This window comes from Microbacterium sp. NPDC089186, from assembly GCF_040685115.1.
In the GTDB taxonomy this organism is placed as follows: domain Bacteria; phylum Actinomycetota; class Actinomycetes; order Actinomycetales; family Microbacteriaceae; genus Microbacterium; species Microbacterium galbum.
Window position 1 is genome coordinate 316652 of sequence record NZ_JBFBHJ010000001.1, and the last position, 13742, is coordinate 330393.

Sequence of the window (13742 nt, forward strand, 5' to 3'; positions counted from 1 at the left end):
CATTGTCGTCGCCCTCGGCCGCCTCGACCACCTGCGGATCAGAGCGAGACAACGCCCGGGCGCGGACCGCGGATCTCACGGTGCAGACGTTCCATCCGGGTGTCGAGCTCGGCGGCCGTGTCGGCGGCGTTCTTCAACTCGGCCAGCAGGTCCGCCGGCACGAGACGGTCGTACTTGTAGTAGATCTTGTGCTCGAGGCTCGCCCAGAAGTCCATCGCGATGGTGCGGAACTGCACCTCGACCGGGACGTCGACCCGCCCCGTCGAGAGATACACCGGCACCTCGACGATGACGTGCAGGCTCTTGTACCCGTTCGCCTTCGGCTCGGCGATGTAGTCCTTGACGTCGCGGACGGTGATGTCGTCCTGCCGGGTGAGCAGATCGGAGAGCCGGTAGGCGTCGTCGATGAAGCTGCAGGTGACCCGGATGCCGGCGATGTCGGTGATGGCGGAGCGGATGGAGTCGAAGTCGGCGTCGATGCCCTTCCGCCGCACCTTGTCGACCAGGCTGTCCGGCGACTTGACCCGGCTCGAGACGTGCTCGAGGGGGTTGTAGGCGTGCATCTCCTGGAACTCTTCGCGCAGGATCGAGATCTTGGTCTCGACCTCCGCGAGCCCGAAACGGTACTCCATGAGGAAACGCTGGAACTCGTCGCGAAGAGCCCGCAACGCCGCCCCGGAAACGGTGATCTGCTGATCGTCCAGCGGGTCCGACATGCCTCCGACGGTAGCCGCGGCGGCTACGAGGTCGCTGGGAGCATCATGCGGGCGGAGCTGCGCGCGGCGGCTCCGTCGCGCGCGGAACCAGTTCACCGTCCACGACGTCGATGCCGATCAGTCCGCGGAAGACCTCTGGCAGGTCGTCGGGGTCGCCCGCCGGTTCGGGATGCCGAGGGGTGGGGGGATGTGTCACGGCGCCTCCTTCCGTGCAGTGCCTCCACTGTGACAGGCCCTCGGGACGCGAGTGGTGGTCTTGACACCCGTCGATCGCGGGCGTATCCGCGCGGCCCCTGGCGTATCGTGAGGGCATGGGGACCATCCACTACGGCGGAAGCGGCACCACGGTGCACATCGAGGACCGCGCTCTGGCCCACCTGAAAGTCGTGATCTCGACGAAGCTCCGCCGCGGCGAGAGCTTCACGCTCTCGTGGCGGCACCGCGACGACGAGGAGCGCGGTCGCAGCACGCTGTGGCTGCACCCGGCGATCCCCCTGCGGTTCGTCTTCGACGATGCCGAACCCACGACCCTCAGCAGGGAATGGATCGAGCGGCTCGCCGACTCGGCGAACTCCTCGGGCGGCATCATGCTCGTCCCCGAGGACGTCGCTCCCGCGCAGGACGCCGAGAAGCGCTAGAGGTCAGCCCTCTTCGACGTGGGCGTCCTCGCTCGGCTCCGGCGTGATGGCCAGGCCGTTGGGGCCGGATGCCGCGAGCATGAGGTCTTCGACCCACACGCGGTTGATGCGCGGCTGACGGCTGCCGTAGAAGTGGAACTGGATCGGCACCGACGGGTGCATCCAGAAGCTGCGGCGACCGCTGCCGTCGCCGACCTCGACATCGAACATGAACGACTCGGAGCGGCGCAGCTTGTTCATCACCACGATGCGAAGGTGCGCCAGCGTGCGGTCATCGATGTCGACGGCGTTCGCGACGGTGTCGTAGATGAATCGGCCCATGCGGAAAATCCTAGTCGAGGAACGCAGCTTCGTCCGGGAACCGCGATCCGGCCGGTCGGGTGCCACGCGCACCGCCCGTGGGGCAACCCCCGGGAGCCGTTGGTCTCTCGGCGAGTAGCGTTCGGGTGTGGGAACGCTGTACTACGGCGACGTTGCGACGCCGATCGAGATCGAGGACCGCGCCCTCGCGCACGTCAAGGTGGTCATCGCGACCAAGCTGCGTCGTGGCGAGAGCTTCACCCTGTCGTGGACGCACGGCCCCGGGCAGGAGGTGGGGCGCAGCACCGTCTGGCTGCACCCGTCGATTCCGCTGCGGTTCGTGTTCGACGAGCCCGAGCCCGCCCTCCTCAGTCGCGCCTGGATCGAGGCCCTCGCGACGTCCGCGAACTCCTCCGGCGGTCTGCTGCTCGTCCCGGAACCGGATCGACCCGGAGCCTGAGCCGGACGCGGCGCTCGTGTACGCCCTCGCCTGCTGTCCCGCTCAGGCCGGCGGCTGGCCCAGGATCTCGCGAGCTCCCTCTTCGACGGCGGTCGGCACGACCAGCGGCCGGCCAGCGGAGAACGCCTCCCATTCGCGGAGGACGATCGCCTCGATGCGGGCGGGATCTTCGCCGGGATAGTCTTCGCGCAGACGCAAGAGGACGCCGCGGAAAGAGGCGACCTGCACGCCGTCGACCGACGGCAGGGCATCGGACGCACGAGCGGTCTCGGTCACATCCACCGCCTTGTCATCCATGACTTCATGGTTTCACGGCTCCGCCGGGGCGCCTAATGCTACGGAGGAAGGAAGGTCGCCTACCTTCTTAGCGCCCGTGCGACCGGCATCCGCTCACTGCGCGGCGTCCACCGTCACGGGGTGGGGGTCGACCTGATCGACCGCATCCTGCAGACGACCGAGACACGCGACGACGGCCGAGCTCTCCTCGGGCGTCATGTCGACGACGGCCGCCATCATGCGGGAGTGCATCGACCCGAGGGTGGCGCGCACCTCCTCGTCGCTCGCCGCGGTGGCCACGATGAAGATGCTGCGACGGTCGGTGGGGTGCGGCACGCGCGTGACATGGCCGGTCTTCTCGAGACGGTCGACGATCGCGGTGGTCGAAGCCGTGGAGACGCCGAGGTAGCGCGTGAGCTCGCTGGGCGAGACCTGGCGGTCCTGCCCGGCCGCCTTGAGCAGGTATCGCAGAACGAGGAGCTCGTTCTCGCCCATCGACATCGATTCGCGCGTGCGACGCCGCATCGCGACCTCGGCCGCACGGTACACGCGGAAGGCCTGCAGGACGTCGACGGCGCGGCGGCGGCGATCTTCTTCGCTCGCGCCGTACCAGTAACGCGACGACTCGGACCCGTTTTCCACCAGGGCAGCTTACGTCAGGGGAGCTCGTCCAGCCCCCTGCCGGTGCGCGTGGTGCACAGGTACGATGGTAAGTAGATCAGCTATCTACTCGACACACGCGTAGATCGACATCGGAGACTCTAGCGCAGCGAGACACAGGGGGAGGCGAAATGAGTGGCACGGCGAGCACGGACGACGTGGTGAAGGCCCTCAACGACCTCACCGACTCGGGCATCGCCTCCGAGCGTGCGGCTCTGTCCACATTGGGGATCGGCCCGAACGACGCGAAGGTGCTGCGCTTCCTGCTGCAGCGGCTGCCCGACGACGAGCCGGTCACGCCGCGGATGCTCGCCGCCATGCTGGGGATCTCCTCGGCGGCGACCACGGCGCTCATCGACCGCCTGGCCGAAGCCGGGTGGGTCGAGCGCGAGCCCTACCCCGGCGACCGACGGTCCATCGTCGTGCGCGAGACGATTGCCGATTCCTCCCCCGCCCGCCGCATCCTGTCGGTACGGCGCGCGTCGGCCACCGCGGCCGCGGCGAAGCTCGGGCCCGCGGAGCGCCGCATCGTCGCCGACTTCCTCGACGACATCGCGCGGGGCGAGCGAGCGGACACGGACGCCATGGCCGCGGACGACGAAGCGTCCCGCACGGCCTGATCGGCACGTACGGGACGCTCGGCGACGCCGGTCACTCGGTGGCGCGACCGGTCTCGTTCTGCAGGCGGTCGATCTGCTCCGAGGCCTCGGCCTTCGTGAGGTCGGCCGGGATCTCCTCGCCCGCCTCGCGAGCGAGGGTGTCGAGGTAGCTGCGCTGGGGAGCGGTCATCGGCTCATCACCGGTGACCCAGTCGGACGGGTCCTTCTCGGCGGGGTTCTCACCCTCGCGGACGGCACCCAGGGTCTCTTCTTCGCGGGAGGTATCGCTCATTCCGGCAGGCTAGGCGGCGCACTCCGGCACACCCCCCGGGATTGACAGGTCGCCCCACCGGGTGCGGCATCCTTGAAGGATGGCCTCCGACCACCGTTCGATCGACGTGCAGGTCGAGTCGTACCGTTCCTCCCGTGCCCGCACGCGCATCACGCGCCTGTCGACCGGCGCGACCGAGGGGCGCTCCTTCGTGCTGATCGCGGGCATCGGGGTGGCGTCGACCTACTTCGAATTCCTCGCGCCGCTACTGGCCGAGAGGGGCGAGGTCTACGCCCTCGACCTCCCCGGGTTCGCCGGGGTGCCGGCATCCGGTGCACAGCCCACCGCCTCCTTCTTCGCCGACCAGGTGGAGGGCGTGCTCGACCACTACGGCCTGACCGACCCCGTGCTCATCGGGCATTCGATGGGGACCCAGGTCGTGACGGAGGTGCTCTCGCGCCGGCCCGAGCTGTCGCACGCCGCGCTCGTGAGCCCGGTCGTCGACGAGGAGGAGTCGGGAGCCGTGGTGCAGGCGGTGCGCTTCGTGCAGTCGACCGCCCGCGAATCCCTGCACGTCGCACTGCTCGCAGTCTCGGCGTACCTGCTGTGCGGCCTGGTCTACTTCCTCGAGACGCTCCCCTACATGCTGCGGTACCGCATCTCCGACCGCATCGGGGCGGGTCACGCGAAGCTGCTGCTGCTGCGCGGCGAGTTCGACCGCCCCTCGCCACGGCGACTGCACTCGCGCCTGGTCACGCGCGCCCGCGATGCGCGACGGTGGGAGATCGAGGGGGCGGCGCACTGCGTCGTCAACAGCCACGCGGTGGGGGTCGCCCGGCTCGTGCTGCGCCACATCGACGACGACCTCCCCCGGAAGGGGCGGATGCCGGCGGCAGAGGCCGCGGTCCCGCCGGCGCGGCACGCCGAGGTGCGCATGGTGCTCGGGGCCGTGGGCAGCCGGCTCGCGGAGTGGTTCAGCGCGGCGCGCGACGACGACGACGGGGTGGAGAAGGCGAAGGCCCGGCACGCGCACGTGCTGTGGAACGCGTACCGTCCCGGGCGCTGACGTACCTCGACTGCTCCGGCGCGGCAACCCCCGCGACGACCGTGCGCCCGACGTTCAGCATGGGAACGTGCCGACTCGCCCCCGCACTCCGCGCCCATGACCGTTCCCCCCGCCCTCGATCCCCGTCGCTGGTGGGCCGACGCCGTCTCCGCCGATCGGCTGCTGCTGGCGGCCAAGACCGCTGTGGCCGCCGCCCTCGCCTGGTACCTCGCGCCGTTCGTTCCCTTCGCCCAGAGCGAGTACTCGTACTACGCCCCGCTCGGCGTGCTCGTGAGCATGTACCCCACGGTCGCGCGCTCGGCGTCCAGCGGCGTCCAGGCGCTGGTGGGACTCGCCCTCGGTATCGGGTTGGGACTCGGATCGCTCGCGGTGGTGGGAACGGGCCTCCCCCGCATCGTCGCGGTCGCGGTCGTGATCCTGATCGGCGTGCTGCTGGCCGGGGTGCGTGCCCTCGGCGTCGGCCGCGACTGGGTGGCGATCGCGGCGCTGTTCGTGCTGCTCCTGGGCGGCGCGGACCCCGACGGCTATTCGTCGTCGTACCTCATGACGATGGCCTTCGGCGTGCTGGTGGGCGTGGTGGTGAACCTCGTCGTCGTGCCTCCGCTGCGCGTCGGGCGGGCCGACGATCGTCTGACGCGGCTGCGCGATGCGCTGGGCGCCGCCCTGGACCGCATGGGGGACGCTTTGGCCGGTCACGCCTTCGACCCCGAGGCCGCGGAGGCCGCGACGGAGGGGCTCATGGCGACGCTGGCCGACGTGCGCGAGGAGGTGGATCTGGCCGACGAGAGCCGTCGGTACAACCCCCGCGGGCGCCGCCTCCACGCGCCTCGCGACCTCGGCCGGCGACGTCTCGACGCGCTGACCGGCACCGCGGACGCGACCCGCGAGCTCGTCGCCGCCCTCACCCGGCTCACGGCGGGACCCGACGCCGACACGCGGCTTCCCGACGATGCGCGCCGCACCCTCGCCGCGGCCGTTCGCGCGGTGTCGCGCCTGGTGACCACACCGCCCGAGCCGGAGGGCACCGCCGTGCAGCTCCACGAGGCCGACACCGCGCTCACCGCCTACACGCAGCGCCTTCGACGGCTGGATGCCGATGACGAGCCTCTCGACGGGTGGGAGGCCGCCGTGGCGCTGCGCCGGGTCATCGCGGCGTGTGGGCCGTTCTCCGACCCGGATGCCGACACCGGGGCGCGGTGAGCCGAGCGATCGCGATCAGCGCGCGATCATCGCCGCCGCGTCGAGGGCCCGTCCGAGGGCCGCGGCGGTCGCGATCCGCGCCGCCGCCGGAACGGCCGCGAGGAACCCTCCGACGAAGGTGTCGCCGAGACCGATGGTGGTGGGGTGCGGGGTGTCGACCACGAACGCGGCGACCCCGGCGGCGGACAGAACCCGCTCCGCCTCCGCGACGACCGCCGCTCCCCCGGCGTGACGGGGCAGACGCGCCGTCTCGTCGAGGTCGGCGGCGGTGCAGGCATCGCCGAGGCGGTAGCGCGTCGCCGCCGTGCGCACCGCGCTCTCGAGCCCGGGCCGGTGGGCCGCGGCGCGGGGCCCCACCGCGATCGCCCAGTACTTCGTGTGCACGACGAGCGCGCGGGCCGGGATGAGGGCGTGAGCCTCGGCGAGCGCCGCGACGACGTCGTCGGGGGAGAGGAGGTCGACGGGCCGGGCGAGGTACTCCTGGAGCTCGTCCTCGTTCATCCCGTAGACGTCGATGCGGTCGAGCAGGCGCGCGCGAACGACCGCCGACAGCTCGCGCTGATAGAACCCCGCGTCCTCGTAGTACACGAGGGCGTCCGCGGGAAGACGCCGCATCGCCGCGACGAGGTCGTCGAGCCGGCGCGCCAGCAGGTCGGCATCCTGCATCGTGTTGAAGCCCGAGACGAGGAACGCGGCGGCGTCGGCGAGGGCGTCTGCGAGCTCGGCGGCGATCGCCATCTCGCGGTTCGGGGCGTCATTGGCGAAGATGAGGCGGTTCGACGAGGGAGCGGTCACCTCCGCGTCGACCAGGCGCACGGTCGTCCCCGCGGGGTACTGCACGATGAGGTGCGGATCGAGCGTGTCGCGCGTGGCCGAGGACACCACCCGCATCGACCGCGGGAGCAGCCTGCGCACGTTGTCGTCGATGCTCACGAGGTGCTGCACGGTCGGGACGCCGATGCGGTCGAGGGCGATCCCCGCCCGTACTCCGGTCCCGCCGAGGGTGATCTCGACGTCGAAGTGCGCCGCGAATCGCTCCACGATGTCGGAGGAGAGGACGAAGCGCTCGCCTCCCCCGCCCGTGGCGAGGAAGGCGAGCACCGTCACGACGAGCGCCCGCTCGTCGATGATCGGCGTCGTGGTGGTCAGCTCGTCGGAACGGATGCCGTACCCCTCCGCGAGTGCGGACAGGACGGCGGCATCCCACCGGATCTCGTAGTCGACGGTTCCGCCGAGCCCGAGCACGAGGTCTTCTGCCATGGCGCCGATCATCCTCCGATCAGTACAGGTCGGCCTTGCCGGCGGCGCCGAACAGGTCGATCTTCTCGGCCGCCGTCACCTTCATCGCCGCGATCGGCTCGGGCTGGATGGCGTTGGGCTCACGCAGACGACGGTCGGTGCCGAGCACCTCGCGCATGCGGTCGTGGTACGCGACCTTGATGTCGCTGGAGATGTTGATCTTGTTGATGCCGAGCGACACGGCGCGGGCGAGTTCGGCATCCGGGTTGCTGGAGCCGCCGTGCAGCACGAGCGGGATGCCGACGGCCGCCTTGATCTGCTCGAGCAGGTCGTGGCGCAGCTCGGGGTTCTTGTCGGAGGGGTAGAGCCCGTGCGAGGTGCCGATGGCGATCGCGAGGCTGTCGACGCCCGTCTGCTCGACGAAGCGCACGGCGTCGTCGACGTTGGTGTAGATGATCTCGGCCGCACCCGACTCGCCGTAGCTGTCGTTCGCCCCGATCGTGCCGAGCTCGCCCTCGACCTGCACGCCGACCGCGTGCGCGGCCTCGACGACCTTGCGGGTCAGGGCGACGTTCTGCTCGAAGGGCTCGAGCGAGGCGTCGATCATGACCGAGGTGAACCCGGCCTGGATCGCGGTGATGATCTGCTCGTAGGTTCCGCCGTGGTCCCAGTGGATGGCCACGGGCACGCTCGACCGGTGGGCGCGGGCGTGCATGGCGGGGATGAGGTCGGTCGTGATGTGCGACACCTCGTCGGGGTGGATGGCGATGATGACCGGAGCGTTCTTCTCCTCGCTGATGTCCATGATCCCGGTGAACATCGCCCAGTCGCTGATGTTGAAGGCCGGGATGGCGAAGCTGTGGGCGTTCGCCACGTCGAGGATGGACTTGCCGGTGTAGAGCACGGATTTCTCCTTGTTCGGGGTGGTTGGTCGGGATCAGCTCTTCACCGAGCCGGCCGTGAGGCCGCTGATGAAGAAGCGTTGGAAGAAGAGGAAGAGCACCAGCACCGGGATCGAGCCGAGGATGCTCATCGCCATGATCTGGTTCCACTCGTAGGAGTGCTGGCCCATGAGCAGCTGGATGCCGATCGGCACCGTGCGCATGTCGATCGTCCGCGTGAGGGTCAGGGCGAAGAGGAACTCGTTCCACGCGATCATGAACGTGTAGATGCCGACCGACACGATCCCGGGGATCGAGATCGGCACGAGCACGCGCCACAGGGCCGTGAAGGAGCCGGCGCCGTCGACGCGGACGGCCTCGTCGAGTTCCTTCGGCAGGGTGTTGAAATACCCGGTCATCATGATGATCGCGTAGGGCAGCGTGAACACCATGTAGGTAAAGATCAGCCCGGGGTAGGTGTTGTACAGCCCCAGCCCGACCATGAGACCGAAGTACGGGATCAGCAGTGTGATGGGCGGCACCGCCTGCACGCTGACGATGATGACGTTGACGATGCGCTTGCCGCGGAACTCGAAGCGGCTGAAGGCGTAGGCGGCCTGGATGGCCACGAGGAGCGTCAGGATCGTGACCGCTCCCGCCACGACGTAGCTGTTGATGAAGAACCGCACGGTCTCGGGGTTGGTGAAGATCGACACGTAGGCGTCGAACGAGAAGGTGTCGGTGATCAGACGCGGCGGCAGCTCGAAGATCTGCGTGTTCGATTTGAACGAGCTCGACAGCATCCACAGCACGGGACCGGCGGCGAAGACGGCGCCGAGGATCAGACCGACCATGACGGCGGTCTTGGCGAGGCGTCGTCGGGCGACGGTGCTCGACGGGCGCCGGCGTGCCGGCGCGGTCGACACGCGCGGGCGCGCGGGGGTGGTCAGGGCCATGTCAGTCCCTCGCCTTCTGGTGGCGGACGTAGAGCACCGCGATGATCATCGACATCGCCAGCACCAGCACCGCTGAGGTGGAGGCCATGGAGAAGTCGTACTTGGCGAATGCGAGCTTGTAGGTGAAGGTGCTGAGCATCTCGGTGACGTCGATCGGCCCGCCGCCCGTGGTCAGCCAGATGAGGGCGAACTGCTGCGAGGTCCAGATGAGATCGAGCAGGACGAGGCTGACGATGATCGGACGCAGCTGAGGGATGGTGACGTTCCAGAAGCGCTGCGCGGGGCTGGCGCCGTCGACGGTCGCCGCCTCGTAGAGGTCGCTCGGGATGCCCTGGAGCCCTGCGAGCAGGCTCACCATGAAGAACGGGTAGCCGGCCCAGATGTTGATGAAAGTCACCGTGCCCAGCGCGAGCTGCGGCGACGCGAGCCACTCGATGTTCGTGTTGAGCAGGAAGTTGACGATGCCGTTGGGGGCGAGCAGCATCCGCCACAGCACCGCGATGACGGCGACGGTGAACAGCCACGGCAGCACGTACAGGCCGCGGAAGATCGCCCGGGGGACGGCGCCGATGAGGCGGGAGTTCAGCATCATCGCGAACGACAGCCCGAGGACGAGGTGGGCGGCGACGCTGGTGAGCGTGAAGAAGAGGGTGTTGCCGGTGGCCTTCCAGAAACCGGGGTCGGTGAGGATCGCGACGTAGTTGTCGGCACCGACGACCTCGGGGCTCTTGTTCAGGATGACGTTGTCTTGGAACGAGTAGCCGATCACCATGACGATCGGGACGATCATCAGGACGAACAGCAGGATCAGCGTGGGCGAGAGGAAGACGTAGGCCTCGCCTGCCTTGCGGAGCTGCCGGGTGCGGCGCGAGACCGGTCGTCCGGTGACGATGACCTCGGTGTCGGGGGGAGTCAGGGTGCGCATGGTCATGGTGTGCGGCTTTCGATGGGCGGGATGCCGCACCACCCGCGAAGGCGGTGCGGCATCCCGGATCGGGGTCGGATCAGAACTCCGACGTCCATTCGTCCTGCGTCTTCTTCAGCGCGTCGCTCATCGACTGCTGACCGTCGAGCGCGGACTGGAACTGCTCGCCGAACTGGCGCATGAGTTCCTCGGCGACGGGGAGACCGGTGAACTCGTTCGCCGGGTAGCCCTCCTTGTAGATGTCGAACGCCGTCTTGAACAGCTCGTCGTCCTCCACGAACGTGGGCACGCTCTCGGTGTTGCCGGGGAAGGCCTTCGCCATGGTCGACAGCTCGCTGTTGACGTCCTTGCTCATCAGGAACTGCACGAGCTTGAAGGCGGCGTCCTTGTGCTCGGAGTTCTCGGCGACACCGATGCCCCACGAGGCGTAGGGGATGCCGCGTTCGCCCGAGAAACCGTCTTCGGCGGGGATGGCCGAGATCGAGAAGGTCAGGTCGGGGTTGGACTCGCGGATGAGGTTGATGTGCGCGAGCGAGTCGATCATCATCCCCACGCGACCGTTGGTGAACTCCTCCACCTTGTCCTGCTCCTTCATGGTGAAGGACCCCGGAGCGATGACGCCGTCATCCCACAGCTGCTGGATGTAGTCGGTCGCCGACGACACGTCGGAGTTGGTGAGGTCGGGCTGCCCGTCCTTCAACATGGAGCCTCCGGAGGCCCAGACCCACGACATGACGTCGTTCTGCACGCCGTTGGGGGCCTCGAGCGAGAGCGGGAGCACCCAGCCCGAGACGTCGCCGCCGAGGGCCTTGATCTTCTTCGCCGCGTCGGCGAACTCGGTGCGCGTCGACGGCGGGGCCGAGACGCCCGCCTGCGAGAGCAGACCGTCGTTGGTGAACATCGGGTAGACGAAGTTCACCACCGGGATCATGTAGGTGCTGCCGTCGACCTTGATCTGGCTGGCGAGCTGGGTGTCGTCGTAGCCGGAGTCGCTCATGAGCTGCGACAGGTCGGCGATGACGCCCTGCTTGGCGAAGTCGCTCACCCACGCACCGTCGAGACCGACGACGTCGGGCATGGTGCCGGAGGCCGCACCGGCGAAGAGCTGCTCCTTCGTCGAGGCGTAGGGGCCGCTCACCAGGTCGACCTTGATGCCGGGGTTCTCCTGCTCGAACTGGTCCATGAGACCGCGGAACTGGCCGTCGCCGAGCTCCGGCTCCCACCACTGCGCGAACTCGATCGTGACGTCTCCGTCGGCCGAGGTGGCCGAGGTGTTCGACGAGCACCCCGCCATGGCCAGGAGGGTCGTGGCCGCTGCCGCGACTCCGACGAGCTTGATGGCGTTCCGACGCCGGCGCCCGCTGTTGTCCATCGTTTCTCCTCGTTGAGATCTGCTGCATTTCGCGCTGTTCTGCGCGTTCTTGCGTCTTTCAGCACGAGTATGCGCCGGTCTGCCGGGCGGGTCAAGGGACTGATGCAGATTCGTGACAATTCCGGCAAACAAATGCGGGCAATCGGGGCACATTCACGCACGGAAGCGCACTTCCGTGCTGTTTTGCCGCGAATTCTGCCGCTGTTCGTGCGGTCCTGTGCTAGACACGACCGCATGGACGCATCCACAGCCACGACGAAGCGGCGACTGCCGGCGGGGCGCAAAGCGGAGTTGGCCGCCTACGTCGCCGATTCGGGCCAGGTCACCGTGGTCGACCTCGCCTCGCACTTCGGCGTCTCCATCGACACCGTGCGCCGCGACCTCGACCAGCTCGACCGCGAGGGCATCGTCGTGCGCACGCACGGCGGAGCCGTCAGCGCCATGTCGGTTCCCGGTCGCGATCGCGGCCTCGACGTGCGCTCGCAGATGCAGATCGCCGAGAAGGAACGCATCGCGGCCCTCGCCGTCGAGCTGATCGAAGACGGTTCCGTACTGATGCTCAACGCCGGCACCACGACGCTCGCCGTCGCCCGCGCCCTGCGCAACCACCGCGACCTGACGATCGCGACCAACAATCTGCGCATCCCGGCGGAGATCTCGCCCTCGGCGTTCCGCGACCTCTTCATCTTCGGCGGCGCGGTGCGCACGATCACGCAGGCGACGACGGGGCCCGTCACGCTCGCGATGAACTCGCACTCCCCCGAGGTCGACATCCGGTGCGACTACGCGCTCATCGCGGTCGGCGCGGTCGACGGCTCGGGCTTTTCGACGAGCAACCTCGGCGACGCCACGATGATGACCGAGATGATCCAGAAAGCCGATCGCACGGCGATCCTGGCCGATTCCTCGAAGCTCGATCGCCGCCTGTTCGCGCAGATCGCGCCGCTCGAGAAGGCGGACTACCTCATCACCGACGCGCCGCCGTCGCCCGACCTCGCCGCGGCCCTCGCCGAGGCGGGCGTCACCGTCCTCACGCCCTGAGCGCCCTCAGTCGCGAACGAGCGGCACCCGGAGGATGGCGTCGGTGTCGCCTCCGCCGCGGTCGGTGTTGCTCGTGACCACCCACACGGCCCCGTCGGGCGCGGCGACCACATCGCGCAGGCGGCCGTAGTCGCCCACGAGATACTCCTCGGCCGACGCCAGGTCGGACGTCGGCACGACGCGGACCCGCTGGCCACGGAGGTTCGCGATCACGACCGCGCCGTCCACGACCGCGAGGCCGCTCGGGCTCGCCTCGGCGGGAGCCCACTGCTGCACCGGATCGACGAACCCGTCCCGCCCGCCGATGCCCTCGACCTCGGGCCAGCCGTAGTTCGCGCCCGGCTCGATGACGTTCAGCTCGTCCCACGTGTTCTGACCGAATTCCGACGCGTACATGGTGCCCTCGGCATCCCACCCGATCCCCTGCGGGTTGCGGTGGCCGAGGCTCCAGACGGGCGAGCCGGGGAAGGGGTTGTCGGCGGGAATCGAGCCGTCGGCGGCCACGCGCAGGATCTTGCCGCCGAGCGCCTCCGGGTCCTGGGCGGCTCGCGGTTCCGACGCGTCGCCCGCGGTGACGTAGAGCATCCCGTCGGGCCCGAAGGCGATGCGCCCGCCGTTGTGGATGTTCGCGGACGGGATTGCGTCGAGCACCGTCTGCGCGGCGCCCAGGCGCAGTGCCCCGGGCTCGCCCTCGAGCGGCGACCGCAGCACGCGGTTGTCGTCCGCGGTGGTCGCGTACGCGTAGAGGAAGCCGTCGCGGACGGCGATGCCGAGGAGTCCGCCCTCCCCGCCGGGCGCGACGCCCGGGATCGCCCCGACCAGGCGCGCGTCGCCGTCGACGACCTCGAGGATCTCGCCGGTGTCGCGCTGGCTGAGCAGGATCACGCCGCCGGAGGACGCCACCGACCACGGCGTCGTCAGTCCGTCGACCACGACCGCGGGGTCGCCGAGGGCGGGCGCGGAGCCGGGCGCCGACACGCGGGGAGAGGTGGACGGTGACGCCGTGGGGACGGCATCCGTCCGCCCCTCGGGCGCACACCCGGCGAGCGCCGTCAGCCCGAGGGCGATGAAACCGGCGACACCCGCGCGTCGACGGGGAAAAGCGGCTGGAGCGGTCATGGGTCTCCTCGTCGGCGTGGTCC

General features: G+C 69.3%; 18 protein-coding genes. 6 read left to right on the plus strand and 12 right to left on the minus strand.

The genetic code is table 11. The features are described 5' to 3' along the window. Window positions 1-38 precede the first annotated feature (38 nt). Both AB0N82_RS01515 and AB0N82_RS01520 read right to left on the minus strand, forming a co-directional pair. Window positions 39-716 carry a GTP pyrophosphokinase family protein gene (locus AB0N82_RS01515; protein WP_363387272.1) on the minus strand — a complete coding sequence of 226 codons (678 nt, stop codon included), beginning with the start codon at window positions 714-716 and terminating at the stop codon, window positions 39-41. A gap of 43 nt (window positions 717-759) precedes the next feature. Next, entirely contained in the window at window positions 760-912 is a 153-nt protein-coding gene (locus AB0N82_RS01520) for a hypothetical protein (protein ID WP_315993705.1), read from the minus strand. 115 nt (window positions 913-1027) lie between these two features. Between AB0N82_RS01520 and AB0N82_RS01525 the strand changes: the two genes are divergently transcribed. Next, on the plus strand, window positions 1028-1354 hold the full coding sequence (locus AB0N82_RS01525; protein ID WP_315993706.1) for a hypothetical protein: 327 nt from the start codon (window positions 1028-1030) through the stop codon (window positions 1352-1354). 3 nt (window positions 1355-1357) lie between these two features. Here the strand turns inward: AB0N82_RS01525 and AB0N82_RS01530 are convergent, their stop codons facing one another. After that, on the minus strand, window positions 1358-1675 hold the full coding sequence (locus AB0N82_RS01530; RefSeq protein WP_055959437.1) for a hypothetical protein: 318 nt from the start codon (window positions 1673-1675) through the stop codon (window positions 1358-1360). Window positions 1676-1802: 127 nt separating this feature from the next. On the opposite strand from AB0N82_RS01530, the gene AB0N82_RS01535 reads away from it, so the two are divergent. Continuing rightward, the gene (locus AB0N82_RS01535; protein ID WP_363387277.1) at window positions 1803-2114 is read left to right on the plus strand and encodes a hypothetical protein; all 312 of its coding nucleotides are present in this window, start codon (window positions 1803-1805) and stop codon (window positions 2112-2114) included. A gap of 42 nt (window positions 2115-2156) precedes the next feature. Here AB0N82_RS01535 and AB0N82_RS01540 read toward each other — a convergent pair whose 3' ends face one another. Together AB0N82_RS01540 and AB0N82_RS01545 are read right to left on the minus strand one after the other, a co-directional pair. After that, on the minus strand, window positions 2157-2411 hold the full coding sequence (locus AB0N82_RS01540) for a hypothetical protein (protein WP_363387280.1): 255 nt from the start codon (window positions 2409-2411) through the stop codon (window positions 2157-2159). Window positions 2412-2504: 93 nt separating this feature from the next. Further along, the gene (locus AB0N82_RS01545) at window positions 2505-3032 is read right to left on the minus strand and encodes a MarR family transcriptional regulator (RefSeq protein WP_315993709.1); all 528 of its coding nucleotides are present in this window, start codon (window positions 3030-3032) and stop codon (window positions 2505-2507) included. Between the two features lie 149 nt (window positions 3033-3181). Here AB0N82_RS01545 and AB0N82_RS01550 point away from each other — a divergent pair, with 149 nt between their 5' ends. Further along, window positions 3182-3670: a MarR family transcriptional regulator gene (locus AB0N82_RS01550; RefSeq protein WP_315993710.1), complete on the plus strand. Its 489-nt coding sequence runs from the start codon at window positions 3182-3184 to the stop codon at window positions 3668-3670. A 31-nt stretch (window positions 3671-3701) separates the two neighbouring features. On the opposite strand, the gene AB0N82_RS01555 is transcribed toward AB0N82_RS01550, so the two are convergent. Continuing rightward, window positions 3702-3941, minus strand: a complete 240-nt coding sequence (locus AB0N82_RS01555; RefSeq protein ID WP_315993711.1) for a DUF3072 domain-containing protein — start codon at window positions 3939-3941, stop codon at window positions 3702-3704. 79 nt (window positions 3942-4020) lie between these two features. Between AB0N82_RS01555 and AB0N82_RS01560 the strand changes: the two genes are divergently transcribed. Both AB0N82_RS01560 and AB0N82_RS01565 read left to right on the plus strand, forming a co-directional pair. Next, a complete protein-coding gene (locus tag AB0N82_RS01560; protein ID WP_363387285.1) occupies window positions 4021-4986 on the plus strand; it encodes an alpha/beta fold hydrolase in 966 nt (321 codons plus the stop codon). A gap of 96 nt (window positions 4987-5082) precedes the next feature. Further along, window positions 5083-6186: an FUSC family protein gene (locus AB0N82_RS01565; protein WP_363387288.1), complete on the plus strand. Its 1104-nt coding sequence runs from the start codon at window positions 5083-5085 to the stop codon at window positions 6184-6186. Between the two features lie 15 nt (window positions 6187-6201). Here the strand turns inward: AB0N82_RS01565 and AB0N82_RS01570 are convergent, their stop codons facing one another. From AB0N82_RS01570 to AB0N82_RS01590, 5 genes are all read right to left on the minus strand, one after another. Further along, entirely contained in the window at window positions 6202-7446 is a 1245-nt protein-coding gene (locus AB0N82_RS01570) for an ADP-dependent glucokinase/phosphofructokinase (RefSeq protein WP_363387291.1), read from the minus strand. Between the two features lie 19 nt (window positions 7447-7465). After that, window positions 7466-8329: a ketose-bisphosphate aldolase gene (locus AB0N82_RS01575; protein ID WP_076673539.1), complete on the minus strand. Its 864-nt coding sequence runs from the start codon at window positions 8327-8329 to the stop codon at window positions 7466-7468. 33 nt (window positions 8330-8362) lie between these two features. Next, on the minus strand, window positions 8363-9262 hold the full coding sequence (locus tag AB0N82_RS01580) for a carbohydrate ABC transporter permease (RefSeq protein ID WP_363387296.1): 900 nt from the start codon (window positions 9260-9262) through the stop codon (window positions 8363-8365). 1 nt (window position 9263) lies between these two features. Further along, window positions 9264-10193: a sugar ABC transporter permease gene (locus tag AB0N82_RS01585; RefSeq protein WP_315993716.1), complete on the minus strand. Its 930-nt coding sequence runs from the start codon at window positions 10191-10193 to the stop codon at window positions 9264-9266. A gap of 73 nt (window positions 10194-10266) precedes the next feature. Continuing rightward, window positions 10267-11559, minus strand: coding sequence for a sugar ABC transporter substrate-binding protein (locus tag AB0N82_RS01590; protein WP_363387300.1), 1293 nt, complete (start codon window positions 11557-11559; stop codon window positions 10267-10269). A 234-nt stretch (window positions 11560-11793) separates the two neighbouring features. Between AB0N82_RS01590 and AB0N82_RS01595 the strand changes: the two genes are divergently transcribed. Then, window positions 11794-12600 (plus strand): DeoR/GlpR family DNA-binding transcription regulator, encoded by an 807-nt coding sequence (locus AB0N82_RS01595; protein WP_363387303.1) that lies wholly within the window; start codon window positions 11794-11796, stop codon window positions 12598-12600. A 6-nt stretch (window positions 12601-12606) separates the two neighbouring features. Here AB0N82_RS01595 and AB0N82_RS01600 read toward each other — a convergent pair whose 3' ends face one another. Next, window positions 12607-13719: a PQQ-dependent sugar dehydrogenase gene (locus AB0N82_RS01600; RefSeq protein WP_363387306.1), complete on the minus strand. Its 1113-nt coding sequence runs from the start codon at window positions 13717-13719 to the stop codon at window positions 12607-12609. Window positions 13720-13742 lie beyond the last annotated feature (23 nt).

Excerpts from the sequence above, each read along its gene's own strand:
- AB0N82_RS01540 (WP_363387280.1), bottom strand. The coding sequence starts at position 2,411 with ATGGATGACAAGGCGGTGGATGTGACCGAGACCGCTCGTGCGTCCGAT.
- AB0N82_RS01555 (WP_315993711.1), bottom strand. The coding sequence starts at position 3,941 with ATGAGCGATACCTCCCGCGAAGAAGAGACCCTGGGTGCCGTCCGCGAG.
- AB0N82_RS01550 (WP_315993710.1), top strand. The coding sequence starts at position 3,182 with ATGAGTGGCACGGCGAGCACGGACGACGTGGTGAAGGCCCTCAACGAC.
- AB0N82_RS01590 (WP_363387300.1), bottom strand. The coding sequence starts at position 11,559 with ATGGACAACAGCGGGCGCCGGCGTCGGAACGCCATCAAGCTCGTCGGA.
- AB0N82_RS01525 (WP_315993706.1), top strand. The coding sequence starts at position 1,028 with ATGGGGACCATCCACTACGGCGGAAGCGGCACCACGGTGCACATCGAG.
- AB0N82_RS01565 (WP_363387288.1), top strand. The coding sequence starts at position 5,083 with ATGACCGTTCCCCCCGCCCTCGATCCCCGTCGCTGGTGGGCCGACGCC.
- AB0N82_RS01600 (WP_363387306.1), bottom strand. The coding sequence starts at position 13,719 with ATGACCGCTCCAGCCGCTTTTCCCCGTCGACGCGCGGGTGTCGCCGGT.
- AB0N82_RS01560 (WP_363387285.1), top strand. The coding sequence starts at position 4,021 with ATGGCCTCCGACCACCGTTCGATCGACGTGCAGGTCGAGTCGTACCGT.
- AB0N82_RS01570 (WP_363387291.1), bottom strand. The coding sequence starts at position 7,446 with ATGGCAGAAGACCTCGTGCTCGGGCTCGGCGGAACCGTCGACTACGAG.
- AB0N82_RS01595 (WP_363387303.1), top strand. The coding sequence starts at position 11,794 with ATGGACGCATCCACAGCCACGACGAAGCGGCGACTGCCGGCGGGGCGC.
- AB0N82_RS01580 (WP_363387296.1), bottom strand. The coding sequence starts at position 9,262 with ATGGCCCTGACCACCCCCGCGCGCCCGCGCGTGTCGACCGCGCCGGCA.
- AB0N82_RS01515 (WP_363387272.1), bottom strand. The coding sequence starts at position 716 with ATGTCGGACCCGCTGGACGATCAGCAGATCACCGTTTCCGGGGCGGCG.
- AB0N82_RS01530 (WP_055959437.1), bottom strand. The coding sequence starts at position 1,675 with ATGGGCCGATTCATCTACGACACCGTCGCGAACGCCGTCGACATCGAT.
- AB0N82_RS01585 (WP_315993716.1), bottom strand. The coding sequence starts at position 10,193 with ATGACCATGCGCACCCTGACTCCCCCCGACACCGAGGTCATCGTCACC.